This is a genomic window from Capillibacterium thermochitinicola (assembly GCF_013664685.1).
Taxonomy (GTDB): domain Bacteria; phylum Bacillota; class UBA4882; order UBA10575; family UBA10575; genus Capillibacterium; species Capillibacterium thermochitinicola.
In genome coordinates this window covers 146,047-163,885 of the sequence record NZ_JAAKDE010000004.1, presented here as the reverse complement: position 1 = coordinate 163,885, position 17,839 = coordinate 146,047, and the positions used below count along the sequence as shown (strand labels likewise).

The following is a 17,839-nucleotide window of genomic DNA, read 5'->3' as shown; positions in this document are numbered from 1 at the left end:
CAAATAAATTAACTGTTCTAAAAAAGCTTTTTAGACAGACCCGAAACATAAGGAGGAATAAGGATGAGACTTTCCCGTCGTGCAGTGTGCCTGCTTTTGGCCGTCGCTTTGCTGCTGGTGGTCGGGGGAATCCTCCCGGTGATCGGTGCGAACAAGATAACGATCAAGTTCTTCTCGAATTTACCCGACCGGACCGCAGGACAAGGGCGTTTGGAGCAACTGCTGATCGATAATTACATGAAAGCCAACCCCCACGTGCAAATCGAAGTCGAAGCTTTACAAGACGAGCCCTATAAACAGAAATTCCGTGTTTATACCGCCGGTAATCAGCTTCCGGACATCTTTATGGTCTGGGGGCAACCCGCCTTCTTTGATCCGATCATGAAAGGTGGTTATGCCGCCGAACTGAACTGGGATGACTACAAGGATTACGGTTTCTTCGACGGAGCCCTCGATGGCTTCAGCATGAATGGCAAACTCTACGGGCTGGCCCGAAATACCGACTTAATGGTTCTTTACTACAATGAAAGACTCTTTAAAGAGCATGGGGTTAAGGTTCCGACCACCTATGATGAATTGATTGAGGCCATTAGAGCCTTCCGGAAAGCGGGGATCGCCCCGATTGCCCACAACGGGCGCGACTGTTGGGCTTTGAACATTCTCTACCAGGATCTGGTGACGAAAGTAAGTGGCGACCCGACCCTCATGTATCAAGCCCTCGCCGGAAAGGTGAAATTTGCTGAGAACAAGCATTTCCTGGCAGCGGCGGAAGAACTAAAAAAACTGATTGACCTGGGCGCTTTCCAAGACTCCTTTATTGCCGCGGATTACGGAGCGGCACGGAACCTGTTCGGGCAGGAGCTCGCGGCCATGTACTACATGGGGTCTTGGGAGACCGGTTTGGCCAATGATGAAAACTTCTCCGCCTCGTTCCGGAACAATGTGTCCGTAACGGCTTTCCCGGGCATGACGGGAACGGGCAAAGGGAAGAGCACCGATCTGATGGGTTGGTTTGGTGGCGGCTATGCCGTTTCGGCCAAATCGCCGGTGAAAGCGGAAGCCATCAAACTCCTTAACTATATCATGGCACCCGAAAACTGGGCGAAAAATGCCTGGCAGCTGGGGTTGGTTATTCCCGGGCAAAGGTATGACCAATTCCTGACCGGTAAAGAGAACAGGTTGCAGTTACAGCTTTCGGAGATCATTAACAAAGCGACCTCCTTCAGTGGGACACCGTGGAACGATGCGGCTACTCCGGGCTTCAAAGTTGACAGCGAAACCATTATCCAGGAGTTTGCCGCCGGGATGAGATCACCCCAAGACTTCCTGCGCGCCTGTGACCAAGCCGCCCAGAAAGCGCGTCAATAAATAAGCTGATTAAAATTTAAGCAGAACACGCATAGCCGAAGGATGGTAGAGGGAGACGAAGTAATTGTCTCCCTCTATCCCTAATACCCCCGGTAAACCCTTAAATCAAGACGGAATGGGTGATAATATGCATTATTTTCGCGAAAACAAAAAGACCATCTTTCTGCTGGTCGCTCCGGGCTTTGCCTTTTTTCTGATGGCCGTCCTCTTTCCCATTGGTTTAAGTGTTTATTACGCGCTGACCGACTGGTCCGGGATTGGCGGTTTCAATTATATCGGTTTTCGTAATTTTCAGCGGGTTTTACAGGACCGCATCTTTTGGCACTCCTTAAAAAATGCGGCCACCCTGGCGTTGATGACCATTACGATTCAGCACCCCATTGCCTTTCTGTTTGCCGTACTGATCGACCGACTCGGGGGTAAATTGGAGAAAGTTTTTAAAACGATCTTCTTCATTCCTTGTGTGATTCCGGTTATGGTCACTTCGAAGATGTGGGTTAATATCTATAATTCCCAGTATGGTCTCTTGAATAAAGTATTGGAACTGATCGGCCTGGGGTTTTTAAAACAACAGTGGTTGGGAGACCCGAAGATTGTCCTTTATTCGCTGGTTTTGATCATGATGTGGCAAGGATTCGGGTGGGCCGTTTTGATATATTACGCCGGGGTCAAAAGCCTGCCCGAAGAGGTCTTTGAAGCGGCGAAGATCGATGGCGCCAACCGGTGCCAAACCCTCTTTCGCATCACTATCCCGCTGATGCAACCGGTGATTGCCGTCAATGTGATCTGGGCGGTGATCTCCTCGTTGAAACAGATGGAAACGATCTACCTGACGACCAACGGCGGACCGGGTAACGCCAGCCAGTTCCTGGCCAACTACCTATACATCAAAGCCTTTGATGCTTATGAGTTTGCGTATGGGAATGCCATTTCTGTCTTCTTTGTGGTGGTCTGCCTGCTGACGACGGTGGTTTTAAACCGGCTGTTGACGAGAAAAGAATACTACTAGGGCTGGAGGGTGGAAGATGAAAAACGTACGCTATGAGATTACGGGCGGCTCTTTACAACGCCAGGTTAAGAGAGGGCCCAATTACACCCGCTATATCATCTATATTCTGTTGGCAATGATCGCGGTCGGGCAGATCTTTCCCTTGATATGGTTGGTCAACTATTCATTGGTGAAAGACGGGGATCTCTTTGGGCCCAGCCTTTTAATGTGGCCCCGCGAACCCCAGTTTAGTAACTACAAGGTGGCCTGGGTTGACGGGAAGATTCCCCGGTATTTGCTAAACAGTGTCATCGTTAATGTGGTCAGTGTGGGCCTGACGGTAATCTTCTCCGTAACGATGTCCTATGCTTTTGTCCGTATGCAGTGGAAACTGAAGAAATTCTTCCTAACCACCGTGATGTTGGGGATGATGATCCCGCTGCATGCGACGTTGCTGCCGAACTTTGCCAGTTTCCGTGCCCTTGGGATCTCCGATTCCTACTTGGGCTTGATCATTCCCTATATCGGGATCACCATCCCCATGGGGACCTTTTTGATGACCGGTTTTATTAAATCGATTCCCGAATCGATTGAGGAATCGATCTTGATCGACGGCGGCACGATCTTCCATATAATCGTTCACGCCATTTTTCCCCTGGCGAAACCGGCGGTGATTACCGTGATCATCATGACCTTCTTCACCACCTGGAACGACTTCATAATGGCCGCGACTTACCTGGCCAGTGACCGCTACCGGACGCTGCCTTTTGCCGTCTATAATTTTGCCGGACAGTATGCTTCCCGGTATGCCGTTCAGTTTGCGGTGATGACCCTGGTGGCCCTGCCTTCGCTCCTCCTCTATATGGTCCTGAATGAGCAGATTACGGAAGGCATTACGCTCGGTGCGTTGAAAGAGTAGTACTTGACAACCGGCTAGTGATTTGGTAATCTGAATGCGATTTTAGCAAAAACCAAAAATGCGGGGAACGGGACAACACACGGCCGGACCGGTGGCGACAGAGAGCTGTTGGTTGCTGCGAAACAGTGCACCGCGGCGATGTGGACTCCCCCGGGAGCAGTCATCCGAAAGCCCGGTTACCTTGGGAAGGCGGGTAAGTAGGCGTGAACGGGTTTCTCACCGTTACCAGGAGAGGACATTCATCTTTAAAGTTTGCTTTTTACTTTAAAGATCGATGTGACGAGTGGGTATTCTTATACCAATAAGAGTGGTACCGCGGAAGGAAACTTTCGTCTCTTGCAGTGAGGCAAGGGCGAAAGTTTTTTTGTTATGGGGAGGAGAGTCGGAATGAAGATTGCCTTTTCAACTTTGGGCTGTCCTGATTTTGGGTGGACCGATATTTATTCCATGGCGAAGGACTTCGGTTTTGACGGGATTGAGATCCGGGGTTTGGGGAAGGAGATCTTTGCCGTGAAGGCACCGCCTTTTACCGAGAGTCAGCTCCCGGCGACGGTTGAGCAATTGGCCCGGTTGGACCTGGAGATCCCCTGTCTCTCGTCGGGTTGTTGTTTGAAATTCCCGGAACAGGCGGAGGCCAATTACCGGGAGCTTGTGGAGTATATCGCGCTCGCCGGCAAGCTGGGGACGCCTTATGTCCGGATCCTGGCCGACCAGGATCCCCACCCAAAGGATGAGGTGGATGATGCGGTCGTCCTGGCGGCTCTCCGCCGTCTCGTGCCCGTGGCGGAGGCCAAGGGGGTGACCCTCCTCGTTGAAACAAACGGGGTTTACGCCGATACCCGCCGTTTATGCAATCTTCTGAATCAGGTCGGAAGCGATGCGGTGGGCGCTTTATGGGATCTGCACCATCCTTACCGTTTTGCCGGGGAAAAACCGGAGACCACCGTCCAGAACCTGGGCGCTTATATCAAATACGTGCATATTAAGGACTCCGTGGTCGAAGACGGAGTGGTTAAGTATAAAATGATGGGCGAGGGCGATCTGCCCATTGACGGGATGATGCAGGCCTTACACTCGATCAACTATGAAGGTTATATCACGCTGGAGTGGGTGAAACGCTGGGCCCCGGAGCTGAACGACGCCGGAGTGGTCTTCCCCCATTACGCCAACTTCATGCAGCGTTACCTGAAGAAGCAGGTGGTCCGCGGGCGGCTCTTTGACAACAGGACGAAGACCGGGAAATACGTTTGGGAGAAAGACACGCTGATTGACCTGACCTTCCCCCAGGTCTTGGACCGGATGGTGGAGGAGTTTCCCAACCAGTACGCCTTCCGTTATACGACTATGGATTACACCCGGACTTATGCCGAGTTCCGGGAGGATGTGGACACCTTTGCCCGTGCCCTCATCGCTTTGGGAGTGAAACCCGGCGACCATGTGGCGATCTGGGCGACCAACGTTCCCCAGTGGTTTATTACTTTTTGGGCCACCACCAAGATCGGGGCGGTTTTAGTGACGGTCAACACCGCCTATAAAATCCACGAGGCCGAGTACCTGCTCCGCCAGTCGGATACCCACACGTTGGTCATGATCGACGGGTATAAGGACTCGAATTATGTGGCGATTATGAGAGAACTCTGTCCGGAACTGGCGACCACCGAGCCGGGGCGGCCGCTTTTTGCCAAACGGTTGCCCTTCTTGCGGCATATTATCACCATCGATTCCAAACAGCCGGGCTGTCTGACCTGGGAGGAAGCCTTGGCCCTGGCGGAGCGGGTGCCCCGCGCGGAGGTTGAACGGCGGGCCCTGGCGGTTAGCCGGCATGATGTTTGCAATATCCAGTACACCTCGGGGACGACCGGTTTCCCCAAGGGGGTAATGCTGACCCACTACAGTGTGGTGAATAATGGGAAATGCATCGGTGATTGCATGGACCTGTCTACAGCCGACCGGTTGTTGTTGCACGTGCCGATGTTTCACTGTTTTGGGATGGTGCTGGCGATGACGGCAGCGATGACCCACGGCGCCACCCTGGTTCCCTTGCCCTCTTTCTCGCCGAAACAGTCTTTGGCGGCGATTAATCAGGAAAAGATCACTTGTTGCCACGGGGTGCCCACCATGTTCATTGCCATGCTCGGGCACGAGGATTTTGCCAAGACCGACTTTTCCCACATGCGGACCGGGATTATGGCAGGTAGCCCGTGCCCGGTTAAGGTGATGCAGGACGTGGTGGAAAAGATGAATATGCGGGAGATCACCATCGTGTATGGGCAGACCGAGGCCTCGCCCGGCTGTACGCAAAGCCGGGTTGATGACCCGATTGAACTGCGGGTTAACACGGTTGGACGCCCCCTGCCCGGGGTGGAGTGTAAGATCGTTGACCCGCAGACCGGAGCCGACCTGCCCGACGGGGTGGAAGGCGAATTTGTTGTTCGCGGTTATAATGTCATGAAAGGTTACTACAAGATGCCGGAGGCGACCGCCGCGGTAATTGATGAAAACGGCTGGTTGCACACGGGGGATCTGGCCAGCCGGGACGCCAACGGGTATTTCCGGATTACCGGCCGGATCAAGGATATGATCATCCGCGGCGGGGAGAACATCTATCCCAAAGAGATCGAAGATTTTATTTACACCCACCCGAAAGTAAAGGATGTGCAGGTGATTGGTGTTCCCGACAAGGATTACGGGGAGGAGATTATGGCCTGCGTGATCCTGAAAGAGGGGATGGAGATGACCGCCGATGAACTAAAAGACTATGTCCGTTCCCATCTGGCGAAGCACAAAACCCCGCGTTACGTCGAGTTTGTCAAAGAATTCCCGATGAACGCCGCCGGGAAGATTCTCAAGTACAAATTACGGGAGGAAGCCCGCGAGAAACTTGGCCTTTCGGCAAGGTAAAGAAAGAGGAAGCAGGGATTTTTTAAACGAGCGACGAGCAACAAGCAACGAAATTAGTGGAAGAATGGGGGTTGTACGATGAAAAAAGCCGGCTTCATCATTATGATTACCGCCTGCCTTCTGCTATGGCCTGCGGTTTGCCTTGGGGGAACCGATTGGCAAGTGCTCAAGACCGAAGCCTTTACCGTTTTTTATCCTTCTGACCTGGAGGAGGTCGCCCGGGAGGTTCTCCGGATCCTCGAATTTTACCGGCCGCAGGTTGAGAAGCTTACCGGGAACCGCCGTTATCACTTGCCGGTGGTCATTGACGACACCGGGATCGCCCCTAATGGGCTGGCCAATCCGCTCCTCGATTATGTTCATCTCTTTTGGTACCCACCAAAGGCGGGTCTGCTGGGGACCGTGGAAGATTGGAATGCCCTGGTGGCGGTCCATGAATACACTCATATCCTGCAGATGACGAACGTGGGAAAGGGACCGAAGATTTTGTGCAGTATTTTTGGAAATATCTTTTCCCCGAACGTGGCGGTTCCCGGCTGGGTGATTGAAGGGATCACGGTGTACAGTGAATCACAGCTTTCCAGCTATCAAGGACGACTTAATGACGGGAAGTTTGACGCCTACATCGGAGCCCGGGTGGCGGCGGACCGTTTTCCTTCCATTCTGGATGCCACCTTTGAACCGCATGAATTTCAGCTGGAGGGAATCTACACCTACGGCGGCCTCTTCTTCAACTACCTGGCCCAAACCTACGGGGAAGAGAAACTGGCGGAGTTCTTTACAGTTCACGGTTCTTCGTTGCGGTCGCTCGATCAAAATACGGAAGAGGTCTTTGGCAAATCCTTCCCCGAATTATGGGAGGAATGGAAAGCCTACGAGACCGCCAGGTTTAAAGATTTCACCATCGATGGAGAGCGGATCACCAACGACGGGTGGTACGTTGCCACCCCGGTCGTGGCGGTGGGCGAACAGGGTGAGCGGCTGATCTATTATCAACGGGAAAAACAGACCAAAGCCGGACTGGGCCGGAGTTATTACCGCGCGGAGATTGTGGCCCGGAATCTTTTCACCCAGGAGGAAAAGGTGGTTGTAGCCACCACGTCTTCGTTTACTCTCCCTATAAAAGTGCGCGGCGCCAAGCTCTACTATGGGGTGTATGAGCTGAAAGCCGGTTATGACAATGCGTTGAGTTCGGGCTATGGTTATTATGCGGAGTTGCGGGAGAAGGATTTACAGTCCGGAAAGGACCGGCTGGTCCTGGCCGGAGATCTGCGGGCTTACGAACTGCTCCCGGACGGGACGATTTTGTACGCTTCCGCCTTGAAGAACGGTTTCGGGTCGCAGCTTTACCTCTATGATCCGGGTGCCGGGAGCAGACTCCTGTTTGAGGTCCCCTATTTGGTTGACGAGATGGCGGCGGATGAAGGACGAATTGTCTTTTCCGCCCGGAAGAAAGGGGAGAACAATCACCTTTATCTTTTTACCCTGGAGACCGGGGAGTTCACGCCGTTGGTGGCCACCCCGTATGGAGAATACGGGATTGCCTTGGTCGGGGAGCGGTTGTTTTTCCATGCCAATTACCAGCAGGTTTACGGCGTCTACTGCTATGACTTCTCCACCGCCCAAGTTTATAAGATGACCACCGGAAATTATGCCACGGAACCGGCTTACGATGAAGCCCGCGGCGAATTGTACTTCGTGGGTCTCCATGCGGACGGATTTGATCTGTACCGCCAAAAGGCAATCTTTTCTCCATATCAACTTCCGGCGGCCTTGCCGACAAGGTGGCCGGATTGGACGGGGGAGGGGGTTGCGGCTGAGGCCAAACAAGGGGGGTACGGGGACAATTTACGGACCTTAACCCCGAAAATAATGTTTCCCGAATACTTGCCGCGGGATGACGGTTATGTGGCGGGACTGTACTTCTTGGGCAGTGATGCCATCGGCCATTTTCCAATCTATCAAGTTGGTTTGTTATATGATGCCACGGCCGGACGGTGGGGGATAGATTCGCTGGTAACCCTCAATCTTTTCCCGCCTTTTCTGGCCAATCTCGGTTATCAGTCTTTTGCGGACCGCCCCTTATATCTGGACTTAAAATATCCCCTCTATAACCGTTTGTCGCCCGGGCTTTCCGCGATCACTGTTGGCCTGGCCTGCTCTTATGGGACGGGTTTCGGCGCGGAATTGGTTCCATCCACCGCTGTTGGTTTCAACTATCCCGGGACCAAGTTTAATCTGGAGCTGCAGACGCCGGTGGAAGATCTCCATTACGCCGGGCAGGGCAAACGGATCGGCTATTACGGCGGGGTGGAAGCCAACCGGCTTTGGGGCAATGGCGAACTTACTCTAAAGGCGCAGGGCTTCATTGATCCTGACAAGCAGGACGATGTTTTCCCGCGGATCCGCGGTTATCAGAAAAGTCTGCCGGCAAAGCGGGGCGGAGTGGCGACACTGGAGTATTCCCATCCGCTTTTGCAGTTAAGGACCGGAAGCTGGCTGTTCTCTCTATACCTGGAGGATCTATACGCCTCGCTCTTTGTGGACGCGGCGGTTCCGGATGAAGGGGCGTATCAACTCGCCTACGGGATGGAAGTCTATCAGGAGCTGAAAATAGCCGGCGCGTGGTTTACCGTCACACTCAATCCCGGGATCAGCTTTGGCTTTAACCGTGAAGGGGAGGGTTTTGTCGTTTTTACGCTTAAAGGATTGACGCTGTAAACCGTAGGTTTTATGGGTAAAACGGGTAAAGAAGGAGGAGGAAATTACCTCCTTCTTTTTCTTATTTAATAAAAGGCGACGTCTTGACATTGGGCGGCCGGGGGATATAATATAAATTAGATAATCGAACAAATGTTCGTAAAGGAAGGGCAAGACACCATGAGCATCAAGTTGTTTTATCCCGACCAAAGTTCGAAGCAGGCTTTACCGGCTGTGGGCCACATCTCAGCCGGTTTTCCGTCTCCGGCGGCCGATTATTTGGAAGCGGTCCTCGATCTCAACGAAGTGTTGATTAAGAACCCCAGTGCCACTTTTTACGGAACGGTCAAAGGGAACTCCATGACGGACGCGGGGGTGGAAGACGGGGATCTGTTGGTGATCGACCGGGCCGTGCCCTACCGCCCGAATGCCCTGGCCGTCTGTTATCTGGACGGGGAGTTCACCTTAAAACGCTTGCAGAGGAAAGGCGAGAATCTGTACTTGATGCCGGCCAACCCCCGTTACCAACCGATCCAGGTCCGCGAGGGGAGCGATTTTGCCGTGTGGGGGATCGTCACTTATATTATAAAGAAGGTCTACTGATGTTTGCCCTGGTGGACTGTAATAACTTCTACGTCTCTTGCGAGCGGGTCTTCCGGCCCGATCTCAATGGCCGGCCGGTGGTGGTGCTGAGCAACAACGACGGGTGCATTATCGCCCGGTCCGAGGAAGCGAAGCAGTTGGGGATCAAAATGGGGGAGCCCGCCTTTAAAATTGCCGCTTTTCTCGAGCAAAACCAGGTGGCGGTCTTCTCCTCCAACTATGTGCTCTACGGGGATTTGTCCCACCGGGTCATGCAGACGCTCGGCCGGTTCACCCCGGAGCTGGAGATTTACTCCATTGACGAAGCTTTTTTAAACTTGACCGGTTTACCCGTGGACTGGGCGGCGTACGCCCGGACGATCCGGGAGACGGTCGGACGCCATGTGGGGATCCCGGTCAGTATCGGGGTGGCCCCCACCAAGGTGCTGGCGAAGGTGGCCAACCACCGGGCGAAAAAAATCCCCGGGCAAAACGGGGTTTGTGTCCTGGCGGATCCGGGCGCGATTGAGGAAGCGCTGAAAAATTTCGACGTCGGGGAAGTCTGGGGGATTGGGCGGCAATATGCGAAGCTGCTTAATTCGATCCAGGTTTATACGGCTTGGGACTTCCTGCAGTTGGATGATGATTGGGTCCGGAAAAGGATGACCGTCATGGGGCTGAGAATCAAAAAGGAATTGGCCGGAATCGCCTGTTTGGAAATGGAACTGATTCCACCGGCGAAGAAAGCAATCTGTACGTCCCGCTCGTTTGGGGAGGAGCAGACCGAACTGGAACCGATCAATGAAGCGGTGGCCACCTACGCGGCCCGCTGTGCGGAGAAGCTCCGGTGGCAACGCTCCTGCGCCGGGATGCTGATGGTCTTCCTCCATACCAACGGGTTCAAACCACATGAACCCCAATACGCCAGGAACCTGGTCTGCAAATTGCCGGTTCCGACCAACAGTACCATCGAGCTTATCCGTTATGCCTCCGCCGCCCTCCGGGCGATCTACCGCAAAGGTTACCGTTACAAAAAGGCCGGGGTGATCGTGCTGGAGATCGGACCGGAGGAGCGGGTCCAAGGTTCGCTCTTCGACCGGGTGGACCGGGCGAAACATGCGGCGGTGATGCGGGAGATGGATGCGATCAACGCCAAGTACGGACGGGACACGATCAAAGTGGCGGCCCAGGGACTGGGCGGCCGGTGGCGGCTGCGGCAGGAACGGCTGTCGCCGTGTTATACGACCCGGTGGTCGGATATTATTAAGGTGGTCGCGCCCGCGGGGGGCCGCTCGCCCAACGAAGGGGATCGCACCCAATAAAAAGCTCTGTTCCATTCTGGAACAGAGCTTTTTTTAGGGATTGGCGTTTAAAGCGTTTAAGGCGCTTGAGGGGTTTTCACAAGGATCTTTTCTTAATCCCGTCCTTTTTTATGATCACCAAGATCGGTGATCATGAAAGGAATTAAGTGAACTATTATCTCCCAATCTTTTTGGTAGATTCGACCAATGTGGATGAGATGTACAGCAAACTCATCATGAAGGGACGGGCTGGTGAGGAAGGTGAGTAAACAACCCACACAATCAATCCGCAATAAATTTATGGTTTCATTCTTAACCATGATTATCATCTTTACCTCGGTCAGTTTCTTTAGCTACTACAGGCAAAGCAATTTGTTATCCAGGATAAACAGTCTCTTGGCGAACTCCCTCAAACTGAGGGAATTTAGTTCAAACATTGATAATATCGTCATTTCCTTAGAAAAATTCCTGGTCGAGCGTAGTTCTGATATGTTGCGCAGTTACTACCATTATTATCAGGAAGTGGAATCGGAATATACCGATCTACAGCTTGTCGGGGACAGTATCGAAAACTATCTGCTCCTCAAGAATATAAAAACAATGACCAAGCTTTTTTTGCAGGAAGCCGATGCGGCGGTGCGGTTCAAAAGAGCCAGGGACAGTGCGGGGTATTCCGGGGCCTTCACGGAGGTATTGCGTTATAATACCAACATTAAATGGGCGGTTGATCGGTTGATCACGAAACAACTGGAAGAGAGCAGCATGCAATACCTCTTGATTACAGAGCGGATCAACTTTATCCAACGGCTCGGCCTTTTCATGATCATCCTGGCGATTATCTTTAGTATCCTCTCCACCATATGGATCGGTTTTCGGTTGACAAAGCCGTTGAAGAAATTGGTTGAGGCGGCGGAGACCATTTCCCGGGGCGAGTTTCAACTCCCCCCCTTGCCGGTCTCGTCCAATGATGAAATTGCCGTCGTCTCCCAGGCCTTTAACGAAATGGCGACAAGCATTGGCAAGTTGATCTCAGAGATTAAAAACAAATCGGATCTGGAAAAGAAACTGCAAGAACAGGAATATCAGAACTTGGCCATGAAAAACACCCTCAAAGAAGCGGAACTCCACGCCCTGCAGTCGCAGATTAACCCCCACTTTTTGTTCAATACCCTCAACGCCGGCGTCCAGTTGGCCATTATGGAGGACGCGGACAAAACAGCTGATTTTATTGATAAAGTCTCCAAACTACTCCGCTATAGCCTCCGCAAGATCAATACGGCAGTGACCATCCGCGAGGAAACGGACAACTTGGAAAACTACTTTTTTATCTTAAAAACCAGATATGGCAGCGACCGGTTTGACTTGCATATTGACGTCGACCCGGCCATTGCCGATTTCCAGATCCCGCTCCTGACCATCCAGCCGATTGTGGAAAATGCCTTGATTCATGGGGTGGAACAGCTGGAGGAAGGCGGCGAAATTAAGGTCCGTGCCTACCAAAATGATGAATCGGTAATCATCGATGTCTCCGACAACGGGCTGGGCATGGACAGTGAGACGGTGAAACGATTACAGGAAGGGAGAAAAGTATCCGGTCATACAACCGGGATCGGCCTTTGGAACGTGCGGGACGATCTTTATAATTCTCTCGGCTTATGACAATTTTATCTATGCCCAGGAAGTGATTAATCTAAATTTAAATGTCTTTTCTTATTTGGTTAAACCAATAAATAAAAACGACTTGCTTCAAATTATCAGTAAAGCGAGAGACAGGATCGAACAGATCAAACTTGAGCGACAAAAAGACTTGGAACTGCGGGAAAGATTCAAAAAGATCATTCCCTTTATTGAAAGCGAGTTTTTGCATGCGCTGGTTAATGGGATCAGCCGGACACAATTTTATGAATACCAGAAATTGCTGGGGTTTGAATTTAACAGCGGCTTTTTTCTGGCCATTTCTCTACGGGAAGAAACCGCCAGTCCGGATTATGAGGAGCATAAATACCAAGTCCGGGAATATCTGGTGTTTCTCGCCGATCAGATCCGGCATCTGTTTAAATGTTTTATTGGCCCGTTGCAAACAAACCCGTTAACGATCTTTTTCCCGCTCACGGTAAAGCCGGGCGAAGAAGCGAAAAAAATCGTCGAAAACTACGGCTGGAAGATCCTTAATCACTTGCCGCCCGGAAGCCCCGGTCAAGGGCTTGTCCTTGGCGTTGGCGAGATCTATTCGGATCCGACGAAGTTGAGGCAGTCCTATTACGAAGCGCTTCAAGCCCTCAATAAAACGGGAAGCGCGGAGAGAATTGTTTATTATCACGAGTTGCCTAAACCCCCGCGTTTATTGTGGGAGGACCAACTAACCGCTTATTTTCAGGAGGTATGGAATGCCCTTTCCTTTGGCAATGCCATGAAGGTCCAGCCTCTGCTGGACAAATTAAACTCCATATTGTCCCAAATCAGTGAAGAACATAAGGATCAGTTATTGTTTGAACTTTTGGTTTTTTATCTTACCTCCTACCGGATCGCCAAAGAAAACGGCGGCCTTGATCTATTTGTGCCAAGCTATGAAAGGACCAGTAAAATTTTTCAAGCAAGCGCTGATCTAAAAAAGGTCTTCAGTCTAATCGCAGCGGAGATCAAGTTGATGACCGCTTCGGTCCGGGAAAACAGAGTAAATAGTATTAAGCCCGTCATAAAAGAGGCGAAAGCGCTTATTGACCAAAATTACCAGAAGCATATCTCCTTGGAATGGTTGGCCGAGCAGGTCAATGTCAGTTCTTTTTATTTAAGCCGTTTGTTCAAAGAGGAACTGGGGGAGAGTTTTTCGGAATATTTAACCAGGTTACGAATGGAAAAAACGGTCCAGTTGTTGGCTGAGGGACGCTCGGTGAAAGAGTGCTGTTTCTTAGTTGGTTATAATGATCCCAACTATTTCAGCCGGATCTTTAAAAAGTATTTTGGGGTCGCACCGTCCGATTGGGTTAGCAAACAAACAGGCAGCGAGTAAGGAGAACTGGGTGAAAACGGTGGTGAATTGCTATCTCTGTTTGCTTTAAGATAAAGACCTCTGGAGACCGTTACTAAAGAGGTGATTGTTTATTATGGAACGGAGAAAATTAAAAAACACCCTGTTTCTATTGGCGTTGTTGTTGCTAATTATCATCAGGATGGTCACTTACCGGTGGAGCTTACCGTCGATCGAACATAACAATAAACCGGGGCGGGTGAAGATTGGTTTAAGCCTGGCTACTCTGCAAGAAGAAAGGTGGAAAAGGGATCGGGATTATATGGAAGAAAAAATTGTGGAGTGCGGGGGAGAGTTTATTTCCTTATCGGCCAATAACGATTGGATTTTACAGGTTAGACAGGTGGAATACTTTATCAACAATAAGGTGGACGTTTTGATCATTGTTCCACAAGATCTGGACCGCTTGGCGGAAGCGGTCGAAATTGCCAAAAGAGCTGGTATAAAAGTTGTTTCTTATGACCGTTTGATTCGAAACGCCGATTTAGACTTATATATCTCATTCGATAGTGTTAAGGTTGGCGAGTTGATGGCGAAACGTCTGACGCAGGAAGTTCCTTCCGGACGTTATGTTATAATCAACGGGCCACCGACCGATCACAATCCTTATCTGATTAATCAGGGTTACAGAAATATCCTGACGCCCTTGGTGGAAAAGCACCAGATTGAAATTGTCTCCGAAATATGGGCCGAGAATTGGCTGCCGGAAAAGGCTTATACCACCATCTCCCGGCTCCTTTTGGATGGGGTGGATTTTGACGCGGTGCTTGCGGCCAACGACGGCCTGGCCAGCGGGGTGATTGAGGCCTTATCCGAATGGCGGTTGGCGGGGAAAATCCCCGTCACCGGTCATGATGCCGACCTCTCCGCCTGCCAGCGGATTATCGAGGGCACCCAACTGATGACCGTTTATAAGCCCATTCGCCAACTGGCTTATCGCGCCGCTGAACTGGCGATGCTTTTGGCGGAGAATAAAGCGATCGCCACCAATAGCCCGGCTGTTTTCAACGGAAAGCATTTTGTCCCGGCCGAAATAATAACGCCAATCGCGATTGACCGGTCTAACATCAGCATCGTCATTGAAGATGATTTTCACCGCCCTGAAGATATCTACCGGAACATACCGTATACCGCTAAACAATTCTGACTGCAAAAAAATGCTATTGTGATTCTGTTGGCCAACGACAATGGAATTTAATGACAATATAGTTATTCAATTCCGCAAGTGATTCCAGATACAAATCTGTTACTTGATGTTAATTTATATTTAGGAAGACGATGAGTCTCATGGCGAGACTCATCGATTCTTTCCAAAAAAATTTATAAGGAGGAATTGCGGTGAAAAACTTGCGGAATTTATTGATTCTCAGCTTATTGTTTGTTTTGGTCGCCTCTTCGTTGACGATGGCGGCGCCGAAGAAAATCAGGATTGGGTTTTCGCTCGCCACTTTGCAGGAAGAAAGGTGGGGGAAAGACAGAGACTTCTTTAGAGCGGAAGCGGAAAGATTAGGCGCTGAGGTTCTAGTCCAAGCCGCGAACAACGACGATGCGTTACAGATCTCCCAGTGCGAGAACCTGCTTTCGCAAGGGATTGACGTCCTCGTCATTGTTTGCCATGATGGTGAAGCGGCGGCGGCGATTGTTGAGTCTGCGCATAAATCAAAGGTTCCCGTTATTGCCTATGACCGTTTAATCAAAAACTGTGACCTTGACCTCTATATCTCCTTCGATAATGAGCGGGTCGGTTATTTACAGGCCATGGGTGTTCTTTCCAAGGTTTCTGAGGGTAACTTTGTTTACATCGGCGGTTCACCGACCGACAACAACGCTTACCTGGTTAAGAATGGGGCAATGAAGGCGCTTCAACCCTACATTGACCAAGGGAAGATCAAGATCGTTTATGATCAGTTCACCCCCAACTGGGATCCGGCCATTGCCCAAGCGAACATGGAAAACGCCCTCACCATGCTGAATAACAAAGTTGATGCGGTGGTGGCGGCCAATGACGGTACTGCCGGCGGCGTCATCCAAGCTTTAGCCGACCAAAAACTCGCCGGGAAAGTTCCGGTCTCCGGACAGGATGCCGACCTGGCTGCTTGCCAACGGATTGTTGAGGGGACCCAAACGGTGACCGTCTACAAACCGATTAAAGCGATTGCGACCGCTGCGGCCCAAGCCGCTGTTAAGCTGGCCAAGGGTGAAAAAGTGGAAGCCAATCTGACCGTGAACAACGGTAAAGTTGATGTGCCCTATATCGCGCTGGATCCGATCCCTGTCTACAAAGAGAACATGTATGATGTGATTATCAAGGATGGTTTCTACACCATCGAACAAGTGTATCGTAACGTTCCGAAGGACCAGTGGCCCAAGGAGAAATAAGGATAGGCAGGGTACGTCTATCCTGTGGTGGAAGGCGGGAGAGAGAGGATTTCCTCTCTCTCCCTAGCATTCGATTTAGCTCCATTATAACAAGGATAACTGCAATTTTCGGACCCAACAATCATTGTCTGGAACGCCGAGAGGAGGAGGTCGTATGGCCGGTTATATCCTGGAAATGCGGAATATTACGAAGGAATTTCCAGGGGTCAGAGCGCTAAACAACGTTAATTTTAAAGTCCGCGCCGGTGAAATCCATGCGCTCTGCGGCGAGAACGGTGCCGGAAAATCGACACTGATGAAAATCCTAAGTGGGGTTTACCCCTATGGAACTTATAGCGGAGAGATCATCATTGATGGGGAAGAACAGAGATTTCATAACATTGCATCCTCCGAAGCTGCCGGTATCGCCATTATTAATCAAGAGCTAACGCTGGTAAAGCAGTTGACCGTGGGCGAGAATATTTACCTAGGTAATGAACCAAATAGACTCGGGATCATCAATTGGGATCAGTTGTTTTACGAAGCTCAAAAGTGGATGTCAGCGGTGAAGTTGGATATCAATCCGCGCACAAAAGTTGTCAACCTGGGTGTTGGGCATCAGCAGATGGTGGAGATCGCAAAAGCGCTTTCCAAAAAAGCGCGGATCTTAATCCTGGATGAGCCTAGTGCAGCGCTGACGGAAAATGAAGTGGAAACCCTGATGGACATTTTGCGCAAGTTAAAACAGGATGGGGTGACCTGTATTTATATCTCCCACAAAATTAATGAGATTTTCGAAATTGCTGATACGGTTACGGTTCTTCGCGACGGAGAGACGGTTGACACCAAGCCGATTGCGGAAACCTCTGAAAATGAAGTTATTGCGAAGATGGTTGGTCGGGAACTATCAAACCGTTTCCCCCGTGTTGATCATGAGACCGGGGAAATAATCCTCGAGGTAAAGAACTACAATGTTTTTGATCCTGATAATCCCCGGAGGAAGATCGTTGACAATGCCAGCTTTTATGTCCGGCGTGGTGAAATTTTAGGAATTGCCGGTTTGATGGGCGCCGGCCGTACCGAACTGATGAGCAGTATCTTCGGTGGCTTTCCGGGCGAAAGCTATGGCGAGGTTTATATCAACGGCCGGCAGGTCGAGATTAAAAGCCCCCAGGATGCGATCAATAACGGTTTGGCGATGGTTACCGAAGACCGTAAACGTTATGGCTTAGTCCTAATCCATGACGTTAAAAAGAATCTGACCCTCGCCAATTTAAGGAAATACTGTAAATCCGGGGTTATTAACTCGAACGCCGAAGTTTACGATTCGCAAACGATGGTGAAAACTTTAAGTATCAAAACCCCCTCGCTGGAAACAAAAGTGAATAATCTGAGCGGCGGCAACCAACAAAAAGTGGTGGTGGGCAAATGGCTTTTAACCAAGCCCTTGATTCTAATCATGGATGAGCCCACCAGAGGCATTGATGTCGGGGCAAAATATGAGATTTACAATATCATGAATGAACTGAAAAAACAAGGGGTTGCGATCATTATGATCTCCTCTGAACTACCGGAGATTCTCGGGATGAGTGACAGAATACTTGTCCTCTATGAAGGGAAAATCAATGGCGAATTTAGACATGACGAAGCAAGCCAAGAAAAGATCATGTTGGCAGCAACAGGAGGGAACTAAA

The 17,839-nt window shown here is 50.7% G+C and carries 12 protein-coding genes; all 12 read left to right on the top strand.

The annotated features are described in order from the left end of the window. Window positions 1-63 precede the first annotated feature (63 nt). The 12 genes from G5B42_RS02850 (at window position 64) to G5B42_RS02795 (ending at window position 17,838) form a co-directional block, all read left to right on the top strand. The gene (locus tag G5B42_RS02850; RefSeq protein WP_181338931.1) at window positions 64-1,368 is read left to right on the top strand and encodes an ABC transporter substrate-binding protein; all 1,305 of its coding nucleotides are present in this window, start codon (window positions 64-66) and stop codon (window positions 1,366-1,368) included. Between the two features lie 115 nt (window positions 1,369-1,483). Continuing rightward, the gene (locus G5B42_RS02845) at window positions 1,484-2,377 is read left to right on the top strand and encodes a carbohydrate ABC transporter permease (protein WP_231133181.1); all 894 of its coding nucleotides are present in this window, start codon (window positions 1,484-1,486) and stop codon (window positions 2,375-2,377) included. 16 nt (window positions 2,378-2,393) lie between these two features. Further along, the gene (locus G5B42_RS02840) at window positions 2,394-3,275 is read left to right on the top strand and encodes a carbohydrate ABC transporter permease (protein WP_181338929.1); all 882 of its coding nucleotides are present in this window, start codon (window positions 2,394-2,396) and stop codon (window positions 3,273-3,275) included. 387 nt (window positions 3,276-3,662) lie between these two features. Beyond that, window positions 3,663-6,176 (top strand): AMP-binding protein, encoded by a 2,514-nt coding sequence (locus tag G5B42_RS02835; RefSeq protein WP_181338928.1) that lies wholly within the window; start codon window positions 3,663-3,665, stop codon window positions 6,174-6,176. A gap of 78 nt (window positions 6,177-6,254) precedes the next feature. Beyond that, complete coding sequence (locus tag G5B42_RS02830; protein WP_181338927.1) at window positions 6,255-8,897, top strand: gluzincin family metallopeptidase; 2,643 nt, start codon at window positions 6,255-6,257, stop codon at window positions 8,895-8,897. A 132-nt stretch (window positions 8,898-9,029) separates the two neighbouring features. Further along, window positions 9,030-9,479 (top strand): LexA family protein, encoded by a 450-nt coding sequence (locus G5B42_RS02825; RefSeq protein WP_181338926.1) that lies wholly within the window; start codon window positions 9,030-9,032, stop codon window positions 9,477-9,479. Beyond that, window positions 9,479-10,780 carry a Y-family DNA polymerase gene (locus tag G5B42_RS02820; protein WP_181338925.1) on the top strand — a complete coding sequence of 434 codons (1,302 nt, stop codon included), beginning with the start codon at window positions 9,479-9,481 and terminating at the stop codon, window positions 10,778-10,780. The genes G5B42_RS02825 and G5B42_RS02820 overlap by 1 nt, the downstream gene beginning before the upstream one ends. Window positions 10,781-11,059: 279 nt before the next feature. After that, window positions 11,060-12,418, top strand: coding sequence for a sensor histidine kinase (locus G5B42_RS02815; RefSeq protein WP_231133180.1), 1,359 nt, complete (start codon window positions 11,060-11,062; stop codon window positions 12,416-12,418). A gap of 55 nt (window positions 12,419-12,473) precedes the next feature. Further along, window positions 12,474-13,769 carry an AraC family transcriptional regulator gene (locus G5B42_RS02810; protein ID WP_231133179.1) on the top strand — a complete coding sequence of 432 codons (1,296 nt, stop codon included), beginning with the start codon at window positions 12,474-12,476 and terminating at the stop codon, window positions 13,767-13,769. 94 nt (window positions 13,770-13,863) lie between these two features. After that, window positions 13,864-14,934 (top strand): sugar ABC transporter substrate-binding protein, encoded by a 1,071-nt coding sequence (locus tag G5B42_RS02805; protein WP_181338922.1) that lies wholly within the window; start codon window positions 13,864-13,866, stop codon window positions 14,932-14,934. A gap of 185 nt (window positions 14,935-15,119) precedes the next feature. Further along, on the top strand, window positions 15,120-16,166 hold the full coding sequence (gene xylF, locus G5B42_RS02800; protein ID WP_407926898.1) for a D-xylose ABC transporter substrate-binding protein: 1,047 nt from the start codon (window positions 15,120-15,122) through the stop codon (window positions 16,164-16,166). 154 nt (window positions 16,167-16,320) lie between these two features. Then, window positions 16,321-17,838 (top strand): xylose ABC transporter ATP-binding protein, encoded by a 1,518-nt coding sequence (locus G5B42_RS02795; RefSeq protein WP_181338921.1) that lies wholly within the window; start codon window positions 16,321-16,323, stop codon window positions 17,836-17,838. Window position 17,839 lies beyond the last annotated feature (1 nt).